Consider the following 19,009-nt stretch of genomic DNA (forward strand, 5'->3'; position numbering starts at 1 on the left):
CGGCCATTCATCGAAACTATCTTTCTTTACCGATCAATATCCTACCGTTCTAACAAAAATCCGAACTTTCCCCCGTCAAAATCTTGCGCATATACTGTATAAAAACACAGTTAAAAGGCAACATTATGACTTTTTTTTATCCAACACCAAACCCAACCAAGCTCAAAATCCCGCTGTTCGCTGACAAGGTGCCGGCTGGGTTTCCCAGTCCAGCAGCAGATTACGTCAGCTCGCGCATCGATCTGAACGAGTATTGTATCAGCCATCCCAATGCGACCTATTTTCTCTATGCGACAGGCGACTCCATGCTTGAGGCCGGGATCACTGAGGGTTCTATGCTTGTGGTTGACCGCAGCATCAGTCCGGCACATGGCGATATAGTGATTGCCAGCATAGCCGGCGAGTTCACCGTGAAACGCCTCTGTTTGCATCCTCGCGCGCAACTGGAACCTATGAACCCGAAGTATGAGCCGATCCTGCTCCATGATGGCGGCGACGATCTGGAGGTTATGGGCGTTGTTGTGTCGTCGATAACGAGGCTCAAGTGATGTACGCGCTTGCTGATGTGAACAGCTTCTACGCGAGCTGCGAAACGTTGTGGCGCCCAGATCTGCGAGGGCGTCCTGTCGTCGTTCTGTCGAATAATGACGGATGCGTCGTAGCCAGGAGCAAGGAAGCGAAGGCGTTAGGGTTAAAGATGGGAGAACCCTATTTCAAAATTAAGCGGGAATTTGAGCGCGCAGGGGGCATCGCGTTCAGCAGCAACTATGAGTTATACGCAGACATGTCGCAGCGTGTGATGGCTGTTTTAGAAGAGATGGCGCCACGCGTAGAAGTATATTCAATTGACGAAAGTTTCCTCGATCTGACTGGCGTTCGTAACTGTATCGATCTGGATACTTTCGGCCGCCAGGTGAGAGCGAAAGTGCTGCGCAATACAGGGCTAACTGTGGGCGTTGGCATTGCTCAAACCAAGACATTAGCCAAGCTGGCAAACTTCGCAGCGAAGAAGTGGGACAAGACCGGCGGAGTAGTGGATCTATCCAATGAAGGGCGCCAGCGCAAATTGATGGGCCTAGTACCTGTCGATGGGGTCTGGGGTATCGGACGCCGGATATCGAAAAAACTCAACATGATGGGGATAGAAACGGCACTACAACTGGCCGATGCAAGCACTACGATGATCCGCAAGCATTTCAGCGTTGTGATAGAGCGAACAGTGCGAGAGTTACGTGGTCAGCCTTGTCTCGAGCTGGAGGAGTTTGCACCGACAAAACAACAGATCATCTGCAGCCGAAGCTTCGGCGACCGGATCACTGAGTATGACCAGATGCACCAGGCTATTTGTATGTATGCGACGCGTGCCGCTGAGAAGCTGAGGGAGGAGCACCAGTATTGCCGGCATGTCAGCGCGTGGCTCAAAACCAGCCCATTTGCCATCAATGAGGAATACTACGGCAACACCGCAAGCATAAAACTGAGCACACCCACACAGGATACTCGCGACATTATCGCCGCGGCTATGCGTTGTTTGGATGCGATTTGGCAACCCGGCCATCGGTATCAGAAAGGCGGGGTGATGCTGCAGGATTTTTATAGTCAAGGCGTGGCTCAGTTAGGGCTGTTCGATGAGTACAAACCACGGCATAACAGTGAACAACTTATGGGCGTGATTGATCGGATCAACAATTCGGGCAGATCGAAACTGTGGTTTGCTGGTCAAGGGGCGCATCAGGTGTGGTCAATGAAGCGTGAACTACTGTCGCCAGCATACACGACACGGCTGAGTGATCTGCCGCGCGCTCGGGTTTATTAAATAATTGGTTCGGGATAGGCTTAATCTACATTAGCTGAGACTTAGTTGACAGTTTCCGTGGGATAGAAAATAATTAAACTTGGTAGCCTAGTTTGAGATAAAAGTGAATCAAAAATTTATGCTTGCTCGTTGATTATGTATGATTAATAATTCCGATCTGCATAATAACATGTAACGACTATTATTTGTTGCCATATTATATTGTGGTAATTACTGAAGCGAATCCGATTGGAAATTCGATGGCGAATTGTCATGATGTGACTATTTCTTGGGTTATAAATAGGAGACTAAGTTGGATAATGAGTTCATTGATGCATATTCCGATGACCAAATTTATCTAGAAATGATAGAAAAATTGGTCAATAATCATTCATCTGAAGGTTTGACTCCAGAACGTATAAAATACTCATCTTTTTGTCGGCTGTGGATAGTTATGATGGTTGGAAGCATAGAGATGATGATTAAGGTTTGGGCAAAACCAAACGACATCATGATGGAAGATATAGCTTCTTATTTTGATGATGGCTCAAATATTGAAAGAATTGATAGGCTGTTTAAAGCATTTGAATTAAGGGGGCTTTCTCCTGAAAGGGAGTGCTTTGATGATTTTCTTGCTTGCAAGTATATAAGAAATGCTTACGTTCATGGGGAATGGAATGAAAATCAACGCGAATATGTGGAGTCTGTTGGTTTGCCATCTGTAATTATGCATTTCTCTCTTGAAGATTACGATAGGGTGAAAAAATGCTATTACCACATAATGAATAAACTTGGCATGGCAAATGCAATAAATACCTTGATTAGCAAGGGTTAATATTCATCCATCGCATTACGTTATAAATTTATGATAAAAATGGCCTCAGTAAACATCTGGGGCTTAAAGTATCTCGTAGAATTTAGACAATTTCTAGTTGTTGTGTACTAGCTCCCCCAGTGTTATTCAGAATCAAAACCCGAGTATCTGGTGGCATGTTGTAACGTGCAATCGGTACGTTATCCAAAGCGAAGGTAAATTCAAGGTCGGAAGCGAGAATTTACCATGAAAGAATGTCGAAAAAAACTAACCTTAGATGGTTGATTTATATTTATTTTTTTGTGTGTTATGTAAAAGGTGTGTAACCTTCGTACTCAACACCCCATGAAAATACTTCTAGTCTTGTCAGGGCGTACTTTTCGAGGACCTAAACTAGTTGAAATATTTATATATGGTATTTAAATTAAAACACATATAGATGCCATGCTAGGATCCATTAAAGATTAAGTTCCAATCTACAAATATTTCTGATGTTTTTAAGTGCGGTGTTTGTATCTTCATCCATTCTCATGAAGTGCATATCCCAATCTTCAGATGGGTCATTTTGTATCGATAGAGACCGTTGTAGCTTATCAATCTCAATTTGCACTTTTTCATCAATGAACACGGCCTTTATCTGCATCAGCTCGGTTAGCTTAATGAAAGATGCTACCTTTTCTTTTTGGAGTTCTTCTCTCTTACGCTTTTCTTCAGGTGAGTTGATTCTTGTCTCATATGCCGCAACTTCTTTATCCCACTCAGCACACAATTGTTCTTCTTTCTCCGAAGACATGTTTGCATAATAAATAGCAGGTCCTCTCTGCATATCTGTATGCTCTTCGTAGGCATTTACTTCATATCTGACGTAGGATGATATTTTCTCTAGGTGCATGAATATGTTTTCGTAACACTCTTGCTTTTTAGACCATATCTGTTGATTTATCCATATTCTTTCACTGAAGTGGGCATCAATTTTTTTTGTTGCCTCAGTGTTTTTAACCAATTGGATTGTCAATTTTTCGAAATCAGTACGCGTGGCAAAATTTTTACTTTTTTCCTTTAGAAAGGAAATCGCTACAGAACTTAGACAATTTACTAAGGTGACAGTAATTCCGAGTAATAAAAATGTTTGCCAGTTTAAATCCTGCTTTAGAAAAAATGTGCTTAGAATCGATATGATTTGATTGCTATCCATTTTGTGTGCCTGAAAAATGTTTTTATGACATTTTAATCTCACCAGTATTAATTTCAAATCAAATAAATTGAATCTTCGCAGTTCTAGCATCACTAAGAAGAAAAATCTTCATAATTAGATGAGGATATCGTCTGTAACTATATGATTTTAATGAACGATGGTTCATATAAAAATTATGAAGATATTGCATAACAGACTGATTAATATTGAAAAGTTGAGTGATTTAAAATCCCTCGGCTTATGGCTGTGCGGGTTCAAGTCCCGCCCCGGGTACCAGGGAACAAAAATACCGAATAATCAAAGCAATAAGTAGTAATGTCGTAGACCGCCGAGAGGCGGTTTTTTTGTACCTGAAATTCGCATTACGCCTGCATTTTTTTCCTTTCTTGTCATGCCGCCACCCTGCCTGCAGGGAGCCCCGCAGGGCTCCACAGTACAGATCATAAGAAACCGAACGCCGCGGCGAGGATCCAGCCGAAGACGCAGGAGACGCTGACGCCGATCAGGCCCGGTAGAATGAAGCTGTGATTGATCACGAAGCGGCCGATGCGGGTGGTGCCGGAGCGGTCGAACTGAATTGCCGCCAAATCGCTGGGGTAGGTCGGTAAAATATAATAACCGTAGCAGGCCGGCGCCGAAGCGACGATATAGGCCGGGTTGACGCCGATCGCCAGCGCCACCGGCACCAGCGCCGCCAGCGCGGCAGCCTGCGAATTGACGAATTTCGACACTAGCAGCAGGATCAGCGCATAGGCCCAGGGGTACTCTTTCACCAGCACGCCCAGCGTGGCTTCTATCTGCGTCAGGTGCGCGCCGAACATGGTTTCCGCCATCCAGGCGACGCCATACACCGCCACGATGGCAATCATGCCGGAACGGAACACCTCGTTTTTAGAGATAGACGCCGGGTTGGTGCGGGTAATGATGACGATCAGCGCTCCGGCCATCAGCATGCACATCTGGATCACCAGGACCATGGAAAGTGGCTTGCCACCGAAGCTGGGCCGCAGGTCGGAAAAAGCCCCCAGCACCGCCACCAGGGCGATCGTGGCGAGGAAAATCCACATGGCGATCCAGTTGCTGCGCGGCAATACCCGGTCCAGCAGGGTGGCGGCGTCGCCATAGACGTAGCGATGGTTCTCCGGCACCGAGATGAATTTCTGGAACTCAGGATCTTTGTCCAGGTCTTTGCCGCGGAACCAGCTGAAGATACCGATCGCCAGAATGCCGCACAGGGTGGAAGGAATGGTGATCGACAGCAGATCGAGGAATTCCAGATGGCGGCCATTGAAGGTGTAGCTGCTGAGCATCGCCACCAGTGAAACGACTGCCACCGAGACTGGGCTGGCGATAATGCCCATCTGCGCGCCGATCGAGCTGGCTGCCATTGGCCGTTCCGGGCGGATGTTATTTTTGATCGCCACGTCATAGATGATCGGCAAGATGGTGTACACCACATGGCCGGTGCCGCACAGGATAGTGAGAATGCAGGTGACGAACGGCGCGATGATTGAGACATATCGCGGGTTGCGCCGCAGCATCCGCTCGGCGATCTGGAGCATGACGTCCAACCCGCCTGAGGCCTGCAGGGTGGCGGAGGCCGCCACCACCGCGATGATCACCAGCATCACGTCTACCGGCGGTTTGCCGGGCTGCAGGTGAAAGCCGAACACCAGAATCATCAAACCGATACCACCCAGCAACCCCAGCGCAATGCCGCCTTTACGCGCCCCATACAGCAGGCATGCCAATATAACCGCTAATTGCAGAAAGAAATCCATGATAGATACGCCTTAATAATGTTGAACTTAACTGCGTTCAGTTTCCGGCGGCGTTTACAGCAGAAAGTTGTTTTAAATCTAAAGGCATTAATAAATTGTGGTTATTAACCTTAAAGAGTGATGTCGGTCACATTCAAAGAACATAGAGAGCGGGCGGAAAGCGGCATCAGCACGAAAAAGCAAGCCAAGAGGTCAGACCTCTCCTATATGACGGATTTACCACCAGAGGAGAGAGTTATGGATCCGACAAAAATGACGGGGCTGGCGTTATTACAGGCAGCGATGGCCGGCAAAATTCCACCGGCTTCGATCGCTGAAACGGTGCCCATGAAACCGGCCGCGGTTGAAGAGGGATATATCCGCATCGTGGCGCGGGCCGACGAACGCCACCTTAACCCGCTGGGCGGCGTTCATGGCGGCTTCGCCGCCACGGTTTTGGACTCGGTGACCGGTTGCGCGGTGCACAGTACGCTGGGCGCAGGGACGGGTTATGGCACCGTCGATCTGCAGGTGAAAATGTTGCGCCCGGTGCCGAAGGAGATTGAGCTGATCGCCGAGGGGTGTCTGGTCTATGCGTCGAAAAACGTCGCTTTCGCGGAAGGCACGCTCAAAACGGCGGAAGGAAAACTGCTGGCTTCGGCAACCGCCACTTGCTTTATCATTCGCCCTACCGAACAGCCGCAGCAATAAACTGCCATTTATCAGGCCCCGGTTCTTCCATCCGGGGCCTGATGCATTTCTCTGTCGGCTGCACCGATCGCCGCGATACGGCCGCAGGCGCGATGCGTCATTGTGGTCTAGTATTCTTGGGTAAAAATTTATCGGGGTGAGTATGCAGCCGTATAAAGAGGTTGAGTTTGATCATGAGCTTTGTCTGGCGATCGGCAGAGCCGTATTGGACGTGGTAGCGCAAGGGGAAGAAACCAGCGCGACGTCGGTGATGAGCGCCATTGAGCGGGCGGTGGAACAGGGGCTGAACGACGACGACACCGCCGTTGCCGACGACGCGCTGGATTTGATGGCTCGTCTTATTCACGGCTGCGGATTTATTAATCTATCGGGTGAAGAGGAGACTTCCCATGCATTGGTTGAATTTCAAGCGCTACAAGAGTGACGTCGCCAAACAGGCGGTGCCGCCGCATCTGAATGCCGCTGAATTTGCGCGGCATTATGCCGATAAGCCGCAGGAGAATACGGAAGAGTATCTTTCGCTCAGCGGGGAGATGTGTTGGGATGCGGTGGTGCTGTGCGCCCACCGTTCCGGCGCGCTCAGTAAGGCGAAATACAAGCAACTGTGGCTGACGGTGTTCGATAAGCAGTACAAACATTTCGTCAGCCCTGACGATACCGAGATCCGCACCATGGCGGATATGCTGCGCGCCCCGCAGGGATGTTTTATCGGGATATTCTCCATGCGCGACGCGGCCTCGCCCCGATTGCTGCATGCCATGATCGGCACCGGCGCGGGATTTGCCGCAGGCAATAAAAATCTTTGCATCGGCGTGGGAGGCGCGGTCGGCTGGGAAAATCTCAATCTGGCGCGCGATCTGCGCTGGCAGCCGGAAGGCGGTTTTCTACGCCAGGGCGACAGTGAAGTGCTGCGTATTTTTTATCGGCCTTTCCCAGCCTGAAACGGTCCGGACGCTTTTTAGGGTAAAAAAACCGCCGTTGGGCGGTTTTTTGCGTCTTATTTGAACCCGCCGCTGCGGATGAAGTCGAGACCGGCGGCGGTGATCCGCGTTTGGTGCGGATCGATATCATAGTTGTTCTCGTCGATGTCGCTCATCACGTAGGCCTGTATCAGCCCCTTGGTTTTGAGATAGGCGAAGGGATCCGCGAAGGCGTGCGGGCTGGTGGCGTCCTGCTTCCACAATTCGTAAGTTTTCTCATCCAGCGTGCCGGGATGATTGGCGGCCAGTCGGGTCAGGATCTGATTGTAGAACACATAGTCGGTCATGATGCGGTCCTCTTTATCGCGAGCGACAGTCTCGGAAAATGACGTAACGTCTATCAATCATAGCCGATGTTTGCTCGCCGCCTGCGTTATCGCGAACCCAGGCTATCCACGCTGGCTTTCGAACCAGTGAAACAGACGCGAAATGGTGAGGCTGAGATCGCCGATGTTGAAGAGCGCGCCGAGCCACAGGGTTAGCATAACCAGGATGCCGATGATGACGGGAAGATCCATTTTGCCCATGAGAATGTTTTGCAGAGGTGACGGTGCCACAAGGGTAACACCGTTTTCCGGCAGGATAAAATGTGCCGCCGTTATTTCGATTGTGCCGCTGCGGAATGGCGAAGGCCGGCCATCAGGGTGACCGGCCGGGTTTCAACAGCCTATCTTGCCGCCAAACGGTCAGGCATAGTGGCGGGCGATATGCTCGGCGGTGGCGATCGTCGTCACATTAGTGGCGACGGAGGGCACGTCGGGGAAAATGGAGGCGTCGACAACCCGAAGCCCGTGCACGCCGTGCACGCGGCCCTGAAGGTCAACGACCGCCTTCGGGTCGCCGGCATTCCCCATCGGCGCGGAGGAGGTCGGGTGATGATAGGTATCCAACGTCGCCGTCATCGAGGCCAGAATGGCCTCGTCGCTGTCTGCGGCGGGCGCAAGCTCGCTGTGGATAAGCGTAGACAGCGGGGCGGTTTGCCCTATTTTTCGCGCCAGTTTAACCCCCTCCAGCAAGCGAACACGGTCACTCTCTTGCGCCAGGAAGTTAAGGTCAATGTGAGGGGCTGCCATCGGATCGCGGCTTTCCAGCCAGATGCGTCCGGTGGATTGCGGCCGAGTCAGCGCCACCGCCAGGACAAAACCGACGCCGGTGGGGCTTTGGTCATGTGGGAACAGATGCGTCGCGGTAATGTGCAGATCGAGCTCCTCCGGTTCCGCCCGGCTGCTGCGGGTCCACAGCTTGGCGCCGATAACCGGCGATTGGCTGCCGATGACGTCGGGGCGGGCTGCGTAGGCATTGTAATAAAAGGGGTGATCGACCAGGTTTTCACCGACGGGCAAATCGGCGACGACGGGGATCCCCAGACGCTTCGACTGTTGCGCAGGCGCAATGCCGGATCGCATCAAAACGGCGGCGCTGCCGTAGGTTCCCGCGCTCAGGATCACTTCAGCGGCATGGATTTCTTCGCCACTGGCCAGGCGAACGCCGATCGCGCGCTGCCCGTCAAATATCACGCGGTCGACCAGCGTATCGGCACGCAGGATGAGATTGTCTCTGGCGCGCGTTTTCTCATCCAGATAGGCCATGCCGGTGTTAACGCGCACACCGTTGACGATATTCATCGGGTAGGGGCCGACGCCATTTGCTGAAGGGCCGTCAAAATCGTCGATGGCGTCATAGCCGTTGGCGCGCGTGGCGGCGACGAAAGCGCGTTGCATTGGCGTGATGTCATCCAATGTGAGTTGCACGACGGGGAAAGGACCGCTATCGCCATGGATCGCGTGGTCGTGCAGGCCATGGCGAGTCTCCAGTTTTTTGAAGGAGGGCAGCAGATCCTGATAGCGCCATCCCGGCAGATCCCAGCGTTTGAAATCTTCCGGGCGGGCGCGGATCGCCACGGCGCCGTTGACGCCTGAACTGCCGCCCAGGACTTTACCGCGGATGGCGCCGATCGCGTGGCTGACATAGCCGGGTTCTGTCCGGTATCCCCATTCGAATTCCGGGTCGCCATTGGCGCCGAGCACGTCGCTGTTCGCGATGAGGCGCGGATAATCGTAGGGCGCGTAACTGTGTCCGGCCTCTATCAGCAGGACCCGGCGCGCCGGGTTTTCGCTGAGGCGAGCCGCCATCACCGCGCCGGCGGAACCGCCGCCGACGATGATCACGTCGAAGGTGGATGGCTCGCTGGCGCGTTGGGCCGGTTGTGTTTGCGCCGCCGACGCGGAACTCGATGCGCAAGCGCTGAGCGTGGCGGCGGCTGAAACGGCCAGCGTTTGGGATATCAGCTGACGGCGTGACAGGTCTTTCATGGCGTAGTCTCCAGAGCGGGCGGAAGGTGTGTTCTGCAGACTAAAACCCGGAGATAAAAGCGACAAGCGGGCGAAATTCGAACCTGCTGTTCGCGTTCTGCGAACCTTTCAGGTTGACGTCAGGAAAGGGGACAGCGCGGTTTCCCAACTGGGCGTATGGCCAATGTGCTCACTCAGAAAGTCCACCAGCGCCTTGATCTTGGGGGATGCGCGTTTTGAACGCCGATAGACGGCGGAAATGTCGCCGCCGTCGGGTGAATAGGCGGCCAGCACAATGCGCAGTTCCCCTGCGCGTATCGCGTCGGCGGCGATAAATGCGGGCAGGATGGCGAGGCCCAAACCGGCTTTCGCCGCCGCCAGCAGGTGAAAAGCATTATCGGTGCGCAGGCGTTTGCCGATACGAAACGATCGGATCTCGCCTTCGATGGGGAGTTGCAGCATGCCGGTCGGCTCGCGGTGAATATACAGCAACCCCTGATGCTGTTGCAGGTGTTGCGGGTGCGTCGGCGTGCCTTGACGCGCAAGATAGGCTGGGCTGGCGCAAATCAAGTGACGGTTGGCGCAGATGCGCTGCGCGATCAGGTCGGAATCCGCCAAGGCGCCGATACGGATGGCGACGTCGAAATTTACCTGATTCAGATTGGCCAGGCGATCGCTGTACTCCACGTCCAGATTGAGGTTCGGGTATTGTTCCATAAAGGCGGATAACAGCGGCGCCAGATAGCGGATGCTGAACGCCATCGGCGCGGTTAACCGCAATGGGCCCTGCAGTTGGCCGTGCAGTGTTCGCACCGACTCTTCGGCATCGCTCACTTCGCTTAATATGAGAACGGCGCGCTGATAGAACAGATGGCCGGCGTCGGTCAGCCCAAGCGTTTTCCCGCGTTCGAACAGCACAGTCCCAAGGCGCGTCTCCAACTGCTGGATGCGTTTGCTGACCACCGACTTGGTGGTGCCCAAGCGGCGGGCGGCGGCGCTGATGTTGGCGGCCTCGACCACGGCGATATAGGTCGCCATCTCCTGAAACTGATTCATTCATCTCTCCTTCGGCATCCGCCGGGTCAAGTTACCACTCTGTGCACGCCAGGCAAAAAAAACCACCCGGGCGGGTGGTTTTTGCTTGTCAGTGCGAATCAGTCCAGTTTGGGGTGCTGGTCGATCAGGATCTGTTTTTTCTTTTCCAGTTCGGCGATCTGCGCGTTGATGTCCTCGACTTTCTGTTCGATGTTGTCGTAGGTTTCCTGCAGCAGCTCTTTTGCCTCGGAGCGGTCAGAGGCGGCCGGCGTCGCGCCGCGTAGCGGCTTGTTGGCGGTTTCTTTCATGTACAGACCGGTGATAAGACCGATCACCGCAACAACCATCAGGTAGTAGGCCGGCATGTACAGGTTGCCGGTCGCTTCCACCAGCCAGGCGGCAACGGTCGGCGTCGCACCGGCGATCAGTACCGAAATGTTGAACGAAATCGCCAGCGCGCTGTAGCGGATGTGCGTCGGGAACATCGCCGGCAGGATGGAGGCCATCACCCCGGTGAAGGAGTTGAGCAGCACCGCCAGCACCAGCAGGCCGACGAAAATCAGGCCGATGACGTTGCTGTTGATCAGAATGAAGCACGGGATCGCCAACGCCAACAGGCCGATGCTGCCGCCGATGATAAACGGCTTACGGCCGATGCGGTCACTGGTCAGGCCGATCACCGGCTGCACGAACAGCATGCCGATCATGATGGCGATGATGATCAGAACGCCGTGATCTTCCGAGTAGTGCAGGTTATGCGACAGGTAGCTCGGCATGTAAGTCAGCAGCATGTAATAGGTCACGTTGGTGGAAATCACGATACCCACGCACACCAGCAAACTTTTCCAGTGCTTGGCCGCGATCTCTTTGAACGAGGTCTTTGGCGGATTCTCGATGGCGTTGCGATCCTCTTTCTCCATCTTGTCCACGTGCTGCTGGAACGCCGGGGTTTCTTCCAGCGCATGGCGCAGGTAGAGACCGATCAGGCCCAGCGGCGCGGCGATGAAGAACGGGATACGCCAGCCCCAGTCGAGGAAGTTGGCTTCGCCGACGATACTGGAGATCAACACCACTACGCCTGCGCCCATCACAAAGCCGGCGATGGAGCCGAAGTCCAGCCAGCTGCCCATAAAGCCGCGTTTGCGGTCCGGTGAGTATTCGGCGACGAAGATCGCCGCACCGGAATATTCACCGCCGACGGAGAAGCCTTGCGCCAGTTTGGCCAGCAGCAGCAGGATCGGCGCCCAGATGCCGATCGACGCATAGGACGGGATCAGGCCGATACAGAAGGTGCTGACCGCCATGATGATAATGGTGACCGAGAGCACTTTTTGACGGCCGAACTTGTCGCCCATGGCGCCGAAGAACAGACCGCCGAGCGGACGCACCAGGAAGGGGACGGAGAAGGTCGCCAGTGCGGCGATCATTTGCACGCCGGGAGAGGCGCCGGGGAAGAAGACCTGGCCAAGCGCATAGGCGACAAAGCCGTATACGCCGAAGTCGAACCACTCCATTGCGTTGCCGAGGGCCGCGGCGGTAATGGCCTTCTTGAGTTTGCTGTCATCGATGATGGTGATGTCGTTAATGTGCATCGGTTTATGTCGTTTTTTTCTTAACTTCATATAATCATCCCTTAATGAATTATTCGTTGTTCGTGAAAGCGTAATCTCCGTTCACTGTTGTTTTCGAGTTATCAAATCGGCTAATCGAATCGCGGTTCAAGACGATTCATTATCCACATTTAAGTTGGGATGTGGATCACAAAATAGCGTCTCTCATGCCGATGTTATGTCATTTAGGTGACTAATTATTTTGCATCTATAGCTTAACGTTATATCTTGCGGCGATCAAATCCAGCAGTTTAACTTAAGTATTTGCACCGATTTGGTGCGAGAATGGTCTGATAATTGTGCGATATGGCGATTTTTCGGCTGATTGATGGTGTTTCCAGTATAGAGAATACGGGAGATAAAACAGGGAAAATTGATGTGTTCGCCGCTAAAAAAACGCCTGGCCGGGTGGCCAGGCCGCTGAGATTACGGCGCCGATGAACCGCCGAATTCGAGATAGATTTTCGCCAGATTCTGGTACTGCGCGAAACGGTTTTCATCCACCGCCAGTTCCGCCTGACGGCGTTGTTCCTGAGCGTTCAGCCAGTCGGTAATGGTGACGGCGCCCTGTCGATAACGGACCTCGTTCAACCGCTCCGATTTACGCGCCAACGCCAGTGAGGCGCGCAACTGCGTCTCCTGCGCCAGCAGCTGCGTGCGCAGTGACAGCGCGTTGTTCACATCGCCCATCGCTTTGTACAGCGCCTGCTTGAAGGCCAGAACTTGCTGTTCATAGTCGTTGCGGGCGATCTTGATCTCCACGCCCATTTGCCGCCACTGCAGGAACGGCAGCGTCAGGCCGGCGCTGAGGCTGCCCGTCGGGTTGCGCAGGAATTCCAGCAGCGCGCTGCTGCTGGCGCCCAGTGAACCGGTCAGGCTGAACGCGGGATAGTATTGCAGACGTTTTTCATCGACGTTGGCCAGGGCGGCGCGCAACCGCAGCTCTTGAGCGCTGAGATCCGGGCGACGGCTCAGGACGCTGGCGGGAATGCCGGTGTTGATCTGCGGCATCGCCGTCGTCGGCAGGCGCGCGGGCGCGATGGTGGCCTGGCCTGATGGCGCGCCCAGCAGCACCGCCTGTTCGTTCAGCGCCTGTTGACGATCGTGTTGTAACGCCACCAGGCTGCGTTCCTGCGTCAGCAAGTTTTGTTCCGCATTCACTACGTCCAGCGCCGAGATGCTGCCGGCCTGATAACGGGCGTTGGCCAGCCGCAGCGTCGTTTTGGCATAGGCGATGCTCGCCTGGCTGACGCTGATTTGTTGATTGAGAAAACCGATGCGCCAGTAGTTGGCGGCGGCGTCGGCCAACAGCTTCAGGCGCGCCGCCTGCAGATCCTGCACGGAAGCCTGGCTGCTCCACTCGGCCGCGTCGCGCTGGCGCGCCAGCTTGCCCCACAGATCGACCTCATAGCTGGTGGTGAGCGACGCGTTGCTGGTTTTATTCCACGCGGAGGACTCGGACAGCGGGCGATTAATGCTGCTGCCTAATGAGGCGCTGACGCCAGGCGCGGTGCTGATGCCGACGCGTTCCGCCTCGAGTCGCGCGCGGTAAACGCGCAGCACGGCGGCGGCCAGATCGTTATTGCTCGCCATCACCTGTTGCAGCCAACGATCGAGCTCGGGATCGTGGAAATCGCGCCAGTCGAACGGCGTCGGCGCGGCGTTGTCGGCAGCGTATTGCCACCCCGCAGGATAGTTGACCTGCGGCGCCCGGTAGTCGCTTTTCAGGGCATTGCCGCAGCCGGCGGTGAGCAGGGCGGCGAGGCTTAACGCCAGGGGAGATAAAATTTTCATGGGTTACTCGCTGGCCAATGAAATGACCGGATCCATCCTTGCCGCTTTGCGGGCGGGGAGATAACCGAAGATCATGCCGATTAAGGTTGAACAGAAAAATGCCGTGGCGGCGGCTTGCCAGGAATAGATGGCGGTGAACATGCCGCCCGCCAGCGAGGTGAACAGCGACCCGGCGGCGAACGACAGCGCGATGCCCAAAGCGCCGCCGATCAGACAGACCAGCACCGCCTCTATCATGAACTGTTGCATGATGTCGCTGCGCCGCGCGCCGACCGCCATGCGCACGCCGATTTCGTGGGTGCGTTCGGTCACCGAGACCAGCATGATGTTCATCACGCCCAGGCTGCCGATCACCAGCGCGATGGACGCCACCATCAGGATCAGCAGGCTAAAAGTCATTGACGTGCGTTCGATGGACTTTCGGATTTTATCGAAGTTGTACAAACGGAAATCTTTTACGCCATGGCGTTGGGTCAACAGCTGTGTGATAGCGGTGACGGCCGATTCGCTGGCGACATTGTCCTTTAGCCGAACGGTGATGCCGCTGAGCGTCGGTTTGCCTACCATGCGATACATCACCGTGCTGTAGGGCATCCAAACAGTGATGCGATTGGGCGCGTAGTTGCGATTGCTTTTCGCCACACCGATCACCCGGGCCGGCACCGAGCCGAGAAACACGATCTGGCCGAGCGGCTCGACGCCGAAATCGCCGAACAGCGCCTGGCGCGCATTGTCGTCGATGATCACTTCCTGCAGCGCATTACGATCGTCGCGGAAAGTCACGCCTTGTAACAGCTCGACGCCGTTAACGCGGAAATAGTCGCGCCCGACGCCGGTGATCGAGGCGGTGGCGGATTTGCTGCGAAAACGGATGCTGTCGGAAGCGTCTACTTCCGGGCTGACGCTGTCGACGAAGCTTTGCTGCGCCAGCGCGTCGGCATCGGCCGGCACCAGAGTGCGGATGCTGTCGATGGCGTCGTCGAAGAAATCGCGGCCCGGATAGATGCTTACCACGTTAGTGCCGAGATCTTTGAGGTTTTCCAGCGTGCGCTGTTTGGCGCCTTCGCCCAGCGCCACTACCGTGACCACGGCGGCGATGCCGAAGATGATGCCGGTCATGGTCAGCGCGGTGCGCAGACGATGAGCGTTCATCGCTTTCAGCGCCATGTGCAGCGATTCGCGGGTGCGGTCGATCAGGCGTTGCCAGCCGCTTTGCCGGCTGCGGTTCGGCGGCGGCAACGATGGGCCGGACGCCGACTTGCGGCCGCTGTCAGCGATGATCTTGCCGTCTTGCAGTTCGATGACGCGCTGCGCATGTTGCGCCACTTTCATATCGTGGGTGACGATCACCACGGTGTGGCCGCGCTGATTCAGTTCGCTCAGGATCGCCAGCACTTCCTGGCCGGATTGGGTGTCCAGCGCGCCGGTCGGTTCGTCCGCCAGGATGATCTCACCGCCGTTGATCAGGGAGCGGGCGATGCTGACGCGCTGCTGTTGGCCGCCGGAAAGCTGGCCGGGCTTGTGGTCTTCGCGTCCCTCAAGCCCCAACCGCGCCAGCAATTGCGCCGCCCGCTGCCGACGCTGATCGCGCCGGGCGTTGGCGTAGATGGCCGGGATTTCGACGTTGCCCAGCGCGCTGAGATCGGGCATCAGGTGATAGCGCTGGAAGATAAAACCGATATGTTCGCGGCGCAGGCGGGCCAATTCGTCCGGCGACAGGTGGGCGGCGTTTTGGCCGCTGATGTAGTAATCGCCGCGATCCGGCACGTCGAGGCAGCCCATGATGTTCATCAGCGTCGATTTGCCGGAACCGGAGGCGCCGATGATCGCCACCAGCTCGCCGGCGGCGATGGTCAGATCGATGTCTTTCAACACCGTTAACGCTTGACCGCCGTTGGTGTACGTTCGGCTGATGCCTTTTAGTTCGATGATCGCGTTCACAGGAAGATGCCATCCTCAGCCGATTTGGCGGCGGGCTGCGACAGCACCACGGTTTCACCGGCTTTCAGGCCGCTGAGGATCTGAATGTCGACATTGTTGGTGATGCCGGTGGTCACTTTGCGCGTTTCCAACCGCTGGTCCTGGGTCAGCACCTGCACCTGCTGCTCTTTGCCATCGATTTTATGCACCGCCTGGATCGGCACCAGCAGGGTGTTCTTCGCGTCGCCGAGCAGCAAGGACACCTGCGCGGTCATGGCGATGCGCAGGCGGTTTTCCGGGTTTGGCACGTCCAGCAGCGCGTTGTAATAGACCGAGGCGTTCGAGGTGCCGGAGCCGGAAGCGGAGCTGGTGCCGGCGAGCGAGTCGTCTTTCATCACCGATTCCGGTGCCAGCTCGATGGTGCGCAGCGTGGCGTCGTAGCGCTTATCCGGATCGGAGAAAATAGTGAAGTAAGCCTTTTGTCCCGGCGAAATGCGGGTGATGTCGGCTTCGGAGATCTGCGCCTTGATGGTCATCATATCCAGCCGCGCCAGCTTGACGATGGTCGGCGCACTTTGGCTGGAGTTGACCGTTTGTCCCTGCTGCGTGACCACGGCGATAACAATGCCGTCCATCGGCGCAACCACGCGGGTATAGCCCAGATCGATTTTTTTCTTCTCGACTTCGATCTGCGATTGCACCAACTGCGCATTGAGCGCCTGCAGATCGGCGCGAGTGGTGGCGAGCGAGGCTTCGGCGGTCTCGAAGTCTTCCCGAGAACTGGCTTCGTCGTTCAGCATGCGGCGCTGGCGTTTGAAACGCGACTCCGCCTGTTTCAGCAAGGCCTGTTTGGCTAACATATTGGCTTTGACTACGTTCAGCGCCGCTTCGGCGTTGCGCAGATCGTTGCGCTGTTGCAGATCGTCGATGTCGGCGATCGGTTGCCCTTTGGTGACGCGATCGCCCAGCTTGACCTTCAGCGATTTGACTTCGCCGGAGACGCGGGCGCCGACGTTGACGCGTTCGATGGCATCCAGCCGCCCGGTGGCCAGCACGGCGTTTTCGATATCGCCCAGGCGGGCCGGCGCGGTAACGTAATCCTGCTGCGGCGGGCGTTGCCAAAAGATGGCCAGCGCGACGGCGACGGCGATGAAAACGATGGCGGCGATCAACGCCAGACGGCGGGAGGGGAGTTTCAGTGATGACATACCCAGGTTTTCCATAACGATAAAAGCGGCGGTTCCAGTCTGCCATCATGGCAGCGCCAGCTTGAACTGGCGCTAAACGTGAGGCGCTTTCCCGCTGGAAAGGGGATAGTAAAGGCTTTCCCGTTAAAGATCACGGTGAGTTATTATCCTCCGGGTGTGCAACCGGCTGCGTTGGGCGTTATACTGGGTAAAAAACCAGTATTCATTCATCAGCAGGATAATGCCACCGCCATGATGCCAAACCGCCTCGAGCCAGAACTCGACATTTATCAATACCCGGAGCACCTGCGCGCCTGCCTGGCGCCGTTGCCTAAAGGGCCGGGCGTGTATGTGTTTCACGGTCAAAGCGAGAGCCTGCCGCTTTACATCGGTAAAAGCGTCAATATACGCAGCCGGGTGATGGCGCACTTCCGCGCGCAGGACGAGGCTAAAATGCTGCGCCAAACCCGACGCATCAGCTTTATCGAGACCGCCGGTGAGTTGGGCGCATTGTTGCTGGAGGCGCAGTTGATCAAACAACAACAGCCGCTGTTCAACAAACGTCTGCGGCGCTCGAAACAGCTGTGCGCGCTGCGCTTGCAGGCAGATGCGGTGACGGTTGCTCACGCCAAAGAGATCGACTTCGCCGTCACGCCCCATCTCTACGGGCTGTTTGCCAATCGCCACGCCGCGCTGGAAAAGCTGCGCGCCATCGCCGACGAGCATCGTTTATGTTACGGCAAGCTGGGGATCGACAAGCTGCCGGCGGGGCGAGCCTGTTTCCGCTACAGCCTGCGCAAGTGCGCGGGCGCCTGCTGTGGCGTGGAGTCGGCGCAGGAGCATGCGCTGCGGCTCAGCGCGGCGCTTGAGCAGCTGCGCATCGCCTGTTGGCCGTTCGCCGGGCGCGTGGCGCTGGAGGAGCAGGGCGAGACGCTGCGTCAGTACCATGTGATCCACAATTGGTTTTATCTGGGCTCGGTCGGCAATCTGGCGCAGGCGGAGCGGCTACAGAGCGCGGCCAGCCATTTCGACAGCGATGGCTACAAGATTTTGTGCAAGCCGCTTATCGCCGGCGATTACCCGATTATTGAGCTGCCATAAGGCCATAACGCTGGCGATAACCTAAGACTTATCCGTAAAATCAGGGCATTATGCTAAAAAAGCTTGAGTCCATAATGTTGTTATGGATAATAACGCCCCGAAGCGAAGGAACGCGCTATTAACTCAGTTGGCAGAGTGATTGGTTTTATAATGGCTTGTTTTGGCTTGAAAATTGATAGACGCGGGTTCGAGTCCTGCATAGCGCGCCAGCTTTCTTTCACTTCATCTCATCGCGCTTACCGTAAAGCGCACCCGGGTTGATTTGCACTATCGGCTCCTCGTTGGGATTTTCGGGTGTGCTTTACCGTAACCGCTGGCTTTCCTTCCTCTTTCTCTCTCGATCCTTTGCTAAACTGTAATCAGGCAGGCTTGCTGCCCGGCAACAGGAGGTCGATATGTCCCACTCCGAGCAACTGCAGGAACTCTTGCAACGCGTCGCCGCCCTCGAGGCGAGAGAGAAGGCGCTGACCGCCGCGTCCAACGCTTACCAGGCGATTATCACCACCATGTTGGGCAATATGGAGAAGACTGAACGTGATCGCATCATCGCGATGATCGATCAGGCCCATGAAATCGCCTACGCCCGCGCCATTCAACGCAGCAACGAACCGCAAAAGCAGAAAATCAAACAGGCCGACGACGTAGCCCAGCGCATGTTCATGTTTGCGCAAGGCAAAGCCGCTCAACCACGCTGAAGCCGAACTATAACAGTTGCCGCCATTAAGTTGGTTAACTGATCTACCCGGCAAAACTGTACTTGTGTTACTTTTAGCGGTGAGATTTGATGGCAATGCTGTTTCCAGCATAAGGTTGTAA

The 19,009-nt window shown here is 55.4% G+C and carries 18 protein-coding genes and 1 tRNA gene; 9 read left to right on the plus strand and 10 right to left on the minus strand.

Translation table 11 applies throughout. The annotated features are described in order from the left end of the window. The first annotated feature begins 125 nt into the window (after positions 1–125). From umuD to ACMGG9_RS08000, 3 genes are all read left to right on the plus strand, one after another. The gene (gene umuD, locus ACMGG9_RS07990) at positions 126–548 is read left to right on the plus strand and encodes a translesion error-prone DNA polymerase V autoproteolytic subunit (protein ID WP_033637997.1); all 423 of its coding nucleotides are present in this window, start codon (positions 126–128) and stop codon (positions 546–548) included. After that, positions 548–1,816 carry a translesion error-prone DNA polymerase V subunit UmuC gene (gene umuC, locus ACMGG9_RS07995; protein WP_414162050.1) on the plus strand — a complete coding sequence of 423 codons (1,269 nt, stop codon included), beginning with the start codon at positions 548–550 and terminating at the stop codon, positions 1,814–1,816. Before umuD ends, umuC begins: the two co-directional genes overlap by 1 nt. 292 nt (positions 1,817–2,108) lie before the next feature. Next, positions 2,109–2,630, plus strand: a complete 522-nt coding sequence (locus ACMGG9_RS08000) for a hypothetical protein (RefSeq protein ID WP_414162051.1) — start codon at positions 2,109–2,111, stop codon at positions 2,628–2,630. A gap of 436 nt (positions 2,631–3,066) precedes the next feature. Here ACMGG9_RS08000 and ACMGG9_RS08005 read toward each other — a convergent pair whose 3' ends face one another. Together ACMGG9_RS08005 and ACMGG9_RS08010 are read right to left on the minus strand one after the other, a co-directional pair. Then, the gene (locus ACMGG9_RS08005) at positions 3,067–3,804 is read right to left on the minus strand and encodes a hypothetical protein (RefSeq protein WP_414162052.1); all 738 of its coding nucleotides are present in this window, start codon (positions 3,802–3,804) and stop codon (positions 3,067–3,069) included. Between the two features lie 440 nt (positions 3,805–4,244). Next, positions 4,245–5,585 carry an anaerobic C4-dicarboxylate transporter gene (locus ACMGG9_RS08010; RefSeq protein ID WP_033642641.1) on the minus strand — a complete coding sequence of 447 codons (1,341 nt, stop codon included), beginning with the start codon at positions 5,583–5,585 and terminating at the stop codon, positions 4,245–4,247. A gap of 237 nt (positions 5,586–5,822) precedes the next feature. Here ACMGG9_RS08010 and ACMGG9_RS08015 point away from each other — a divergent pair, with 237 nt between their 5' ends. The 3 genes from ACMGG9_RS08015 to ACMGG9_RS08025 all read left to right on the plus strand — a co-directional run bounded on the left by ACMGG9_RS08015 (position 5,823) and on the right by ACMGG9_RS08025 (position 7,216). Continuing rightward, positions 5,823–6,275 carry a PaaI family thioesterase gene (locus tag ACMGG9_RS08015; RefSeq protein WP_414162053.1) on the plus strand — a complete coding sequence of 151 codons (453 nt, stop codon included), beginning with the start codon at positions 5,823–5,825 and terminating at the stop codon, positions 6,273–6,275. Positions 6,276–6,417: 142 nt separating this feature from the next. Then, positions 6,418–6,699, plus strand: coding sequence for a hypothetical protein (locus ACMGG9_RS08020; protein ID WP_033642643.1), 282 nt, complete (start codon positions 6,418–6,420; stop codon positions 6,697–6,699). Next, positions 6,665–7,216: a hypothetical protein gene (locus ACMGG9_RS08025; RefSeq protein WP_033642644.1), complete on the plus strand. Its 552-nt coding sequence runs from the start codon at positions 6,665–6,667 to the stop codon at positions 7,214–7,216. Before ACMGG9_RS08020 ends, ACMGG9_RS08025 begins: the two co-directional genes overlap by 35 nt. Before the next feature lie 56 nt (positions 7,217–7,272). On the opposite strand, the gene ACMGG9_RS08030 is transcribed toward ACMGG9_RS08025, so the two are convergent. From ACMGG9_RS08030 to ACMGG9_RS08065, 8 genes are all read right to left on the minus strand, one after another. Next, entirely contained in the window at positions 7,273–7,542 is a 270-nt protein-coding gene (locus ACMGG9_RS08030) for a hypothetical protein (RefSeq protein ID WP_033642645.1), read from the minus strand. Positions 7,543–7,644: 102 nt separating this feature from the next. Beyond that, on the minus strand, positions 7,645–7,812 hold the full coding sequence (locus ACMGG9_RS08035; protein WP_154219868.1) for a hypothetical protein: 168 nt from the start codon (positions 7,810–7,812) through the stop codon (positions 7,645–7,647). A 129-nt stretch (positions 7,813–7,941) separates the two neighbouring features. Continuing rightward, positions 7,942–9,567 carry a GMC family oxidoreductase gene (locus ACMGG9_RS08040; protein WP_414162054.1) on the minus strand — a complete coding sequence of 542 codons (1,626 nt, stop codon included), beginning with the start codon at positions 9,565–9,567 and terminating at the stop codon, positions 7,942–7,944. Between the two features lie 108 nt (positions 9,568–9,675). After that, positions 9,676–10,602: a LysR family transcriptional regulator gene (locus tag ACMGG9_RS08045; RefSeq protein ID WP_414162055.1), complete on the minus strand. Its 927-nt coding sequence runs from the start codon at positions 10,600–10,602 to the stop codon at positions 9,676–9,678. Between the two features lie 98 nt (positions 10,603–10,700). After that, complete coding sequence (proP, locus tag ACMGG9_RS08050; protein WP_025302375.1) at positions 10,701–12,203, minus strand: glycine betaine/L-proline transporter ProP; 1,503 nt, start codon at positions 12,201–12,203, stop codon at positions 10,701–10,703. Between the two features lie 414 nt (positions 12,204–12,617). Then, complete coding sequence (locus ACMGG9_RS08055; RefSeq protein WP_216473514.1) at positions 12,618–13,985, minus strand: TolC family protein; 1,368 nt, start codon at positions 13,983–13,985, stop codon at positions 12,618–12,620. A gap of 3 nt (positions 13,986–13,988) precedes the next feature. Then, positions 13,989–15,926, minus strand: coding sequence for a MacB family efflux pump subunit (locus ACMGG9_RS08060; protein WP_414162056.1), 1,938 nt, complete (start codon positions 15,924–15,926; stop codon positions 13,989–13,991). Then, a complete protein-coding gene (locus ACMGG9_RS08065; protein ID WP_080280844.1) occupies positions 15,923–17,128 on the minus strand; it encodes an efflux RND transporter periplasmic adaptor subunit in 1,206 nt (401 codons plus the stop codon). The genes ACMGG9_RS08060 and ACMGG9_RS08065 overlap by 4 nt, the downstream gene beginning before the upstream one ends. Positions 17,129–17,344: 216 nt before the next feature. On the opposite strand from ACMGG9_RS08065, the gene cho reads away from it, so the two are divergent. The 3 genes from cho to ACMGG9_RS08080 all read left to right on the plus strand — a co-directional run bounded on the left by cho (position 17,345) and on the right by ACMGG9_RS08080 (position 18,888). Next, positions 17,345–18,193, plus strand: coding sequence for an excinuclease Cho (cho, locus tag ACMGG9_RS08070; protein ID WP_414162057.1), 849 nt, complete (start codon positions 17,345–17,347; stop codon positions 18,191–18,193). 112 nt (positions 18,194–18,305) lie between these two features. After that, positions 18,306–18,402: transfer RNA gene (locus tag ACMGG9_RS08075), tRNA-OTHER, on the plus strand. A 186-nt stretch (positions 18,403–18,588) separates the two neighbouring features. After that, positions 18,589–18,888 carry a sigma-S stabilization anti-adapter protein IraP gene (locus tag ACMGG9_RS08080; RefSeq protein ID WP_033642650.1) on the plus strand — a complete coding sequence of 100 codons (300 nt, stop codon included), beginning with the start codon at positions 18,589–18,591 and terminating at the stop codon, positions 18,886–18,888. The last annotated feature ends 121 nt before the right edge of the window (positions 18,889–19,009 follow it).

Origin of the sequence: Serratia sp. BNK-10 (assembly GCF_047456065.1) — a bacterium.
GTDB classification, from domain to species: Bacteria; Pseudomonadota; Gammaproteobacteria; order Enterobacterales; family Enterobacteriaceae; genus Serratia; species Serratia ureilytica.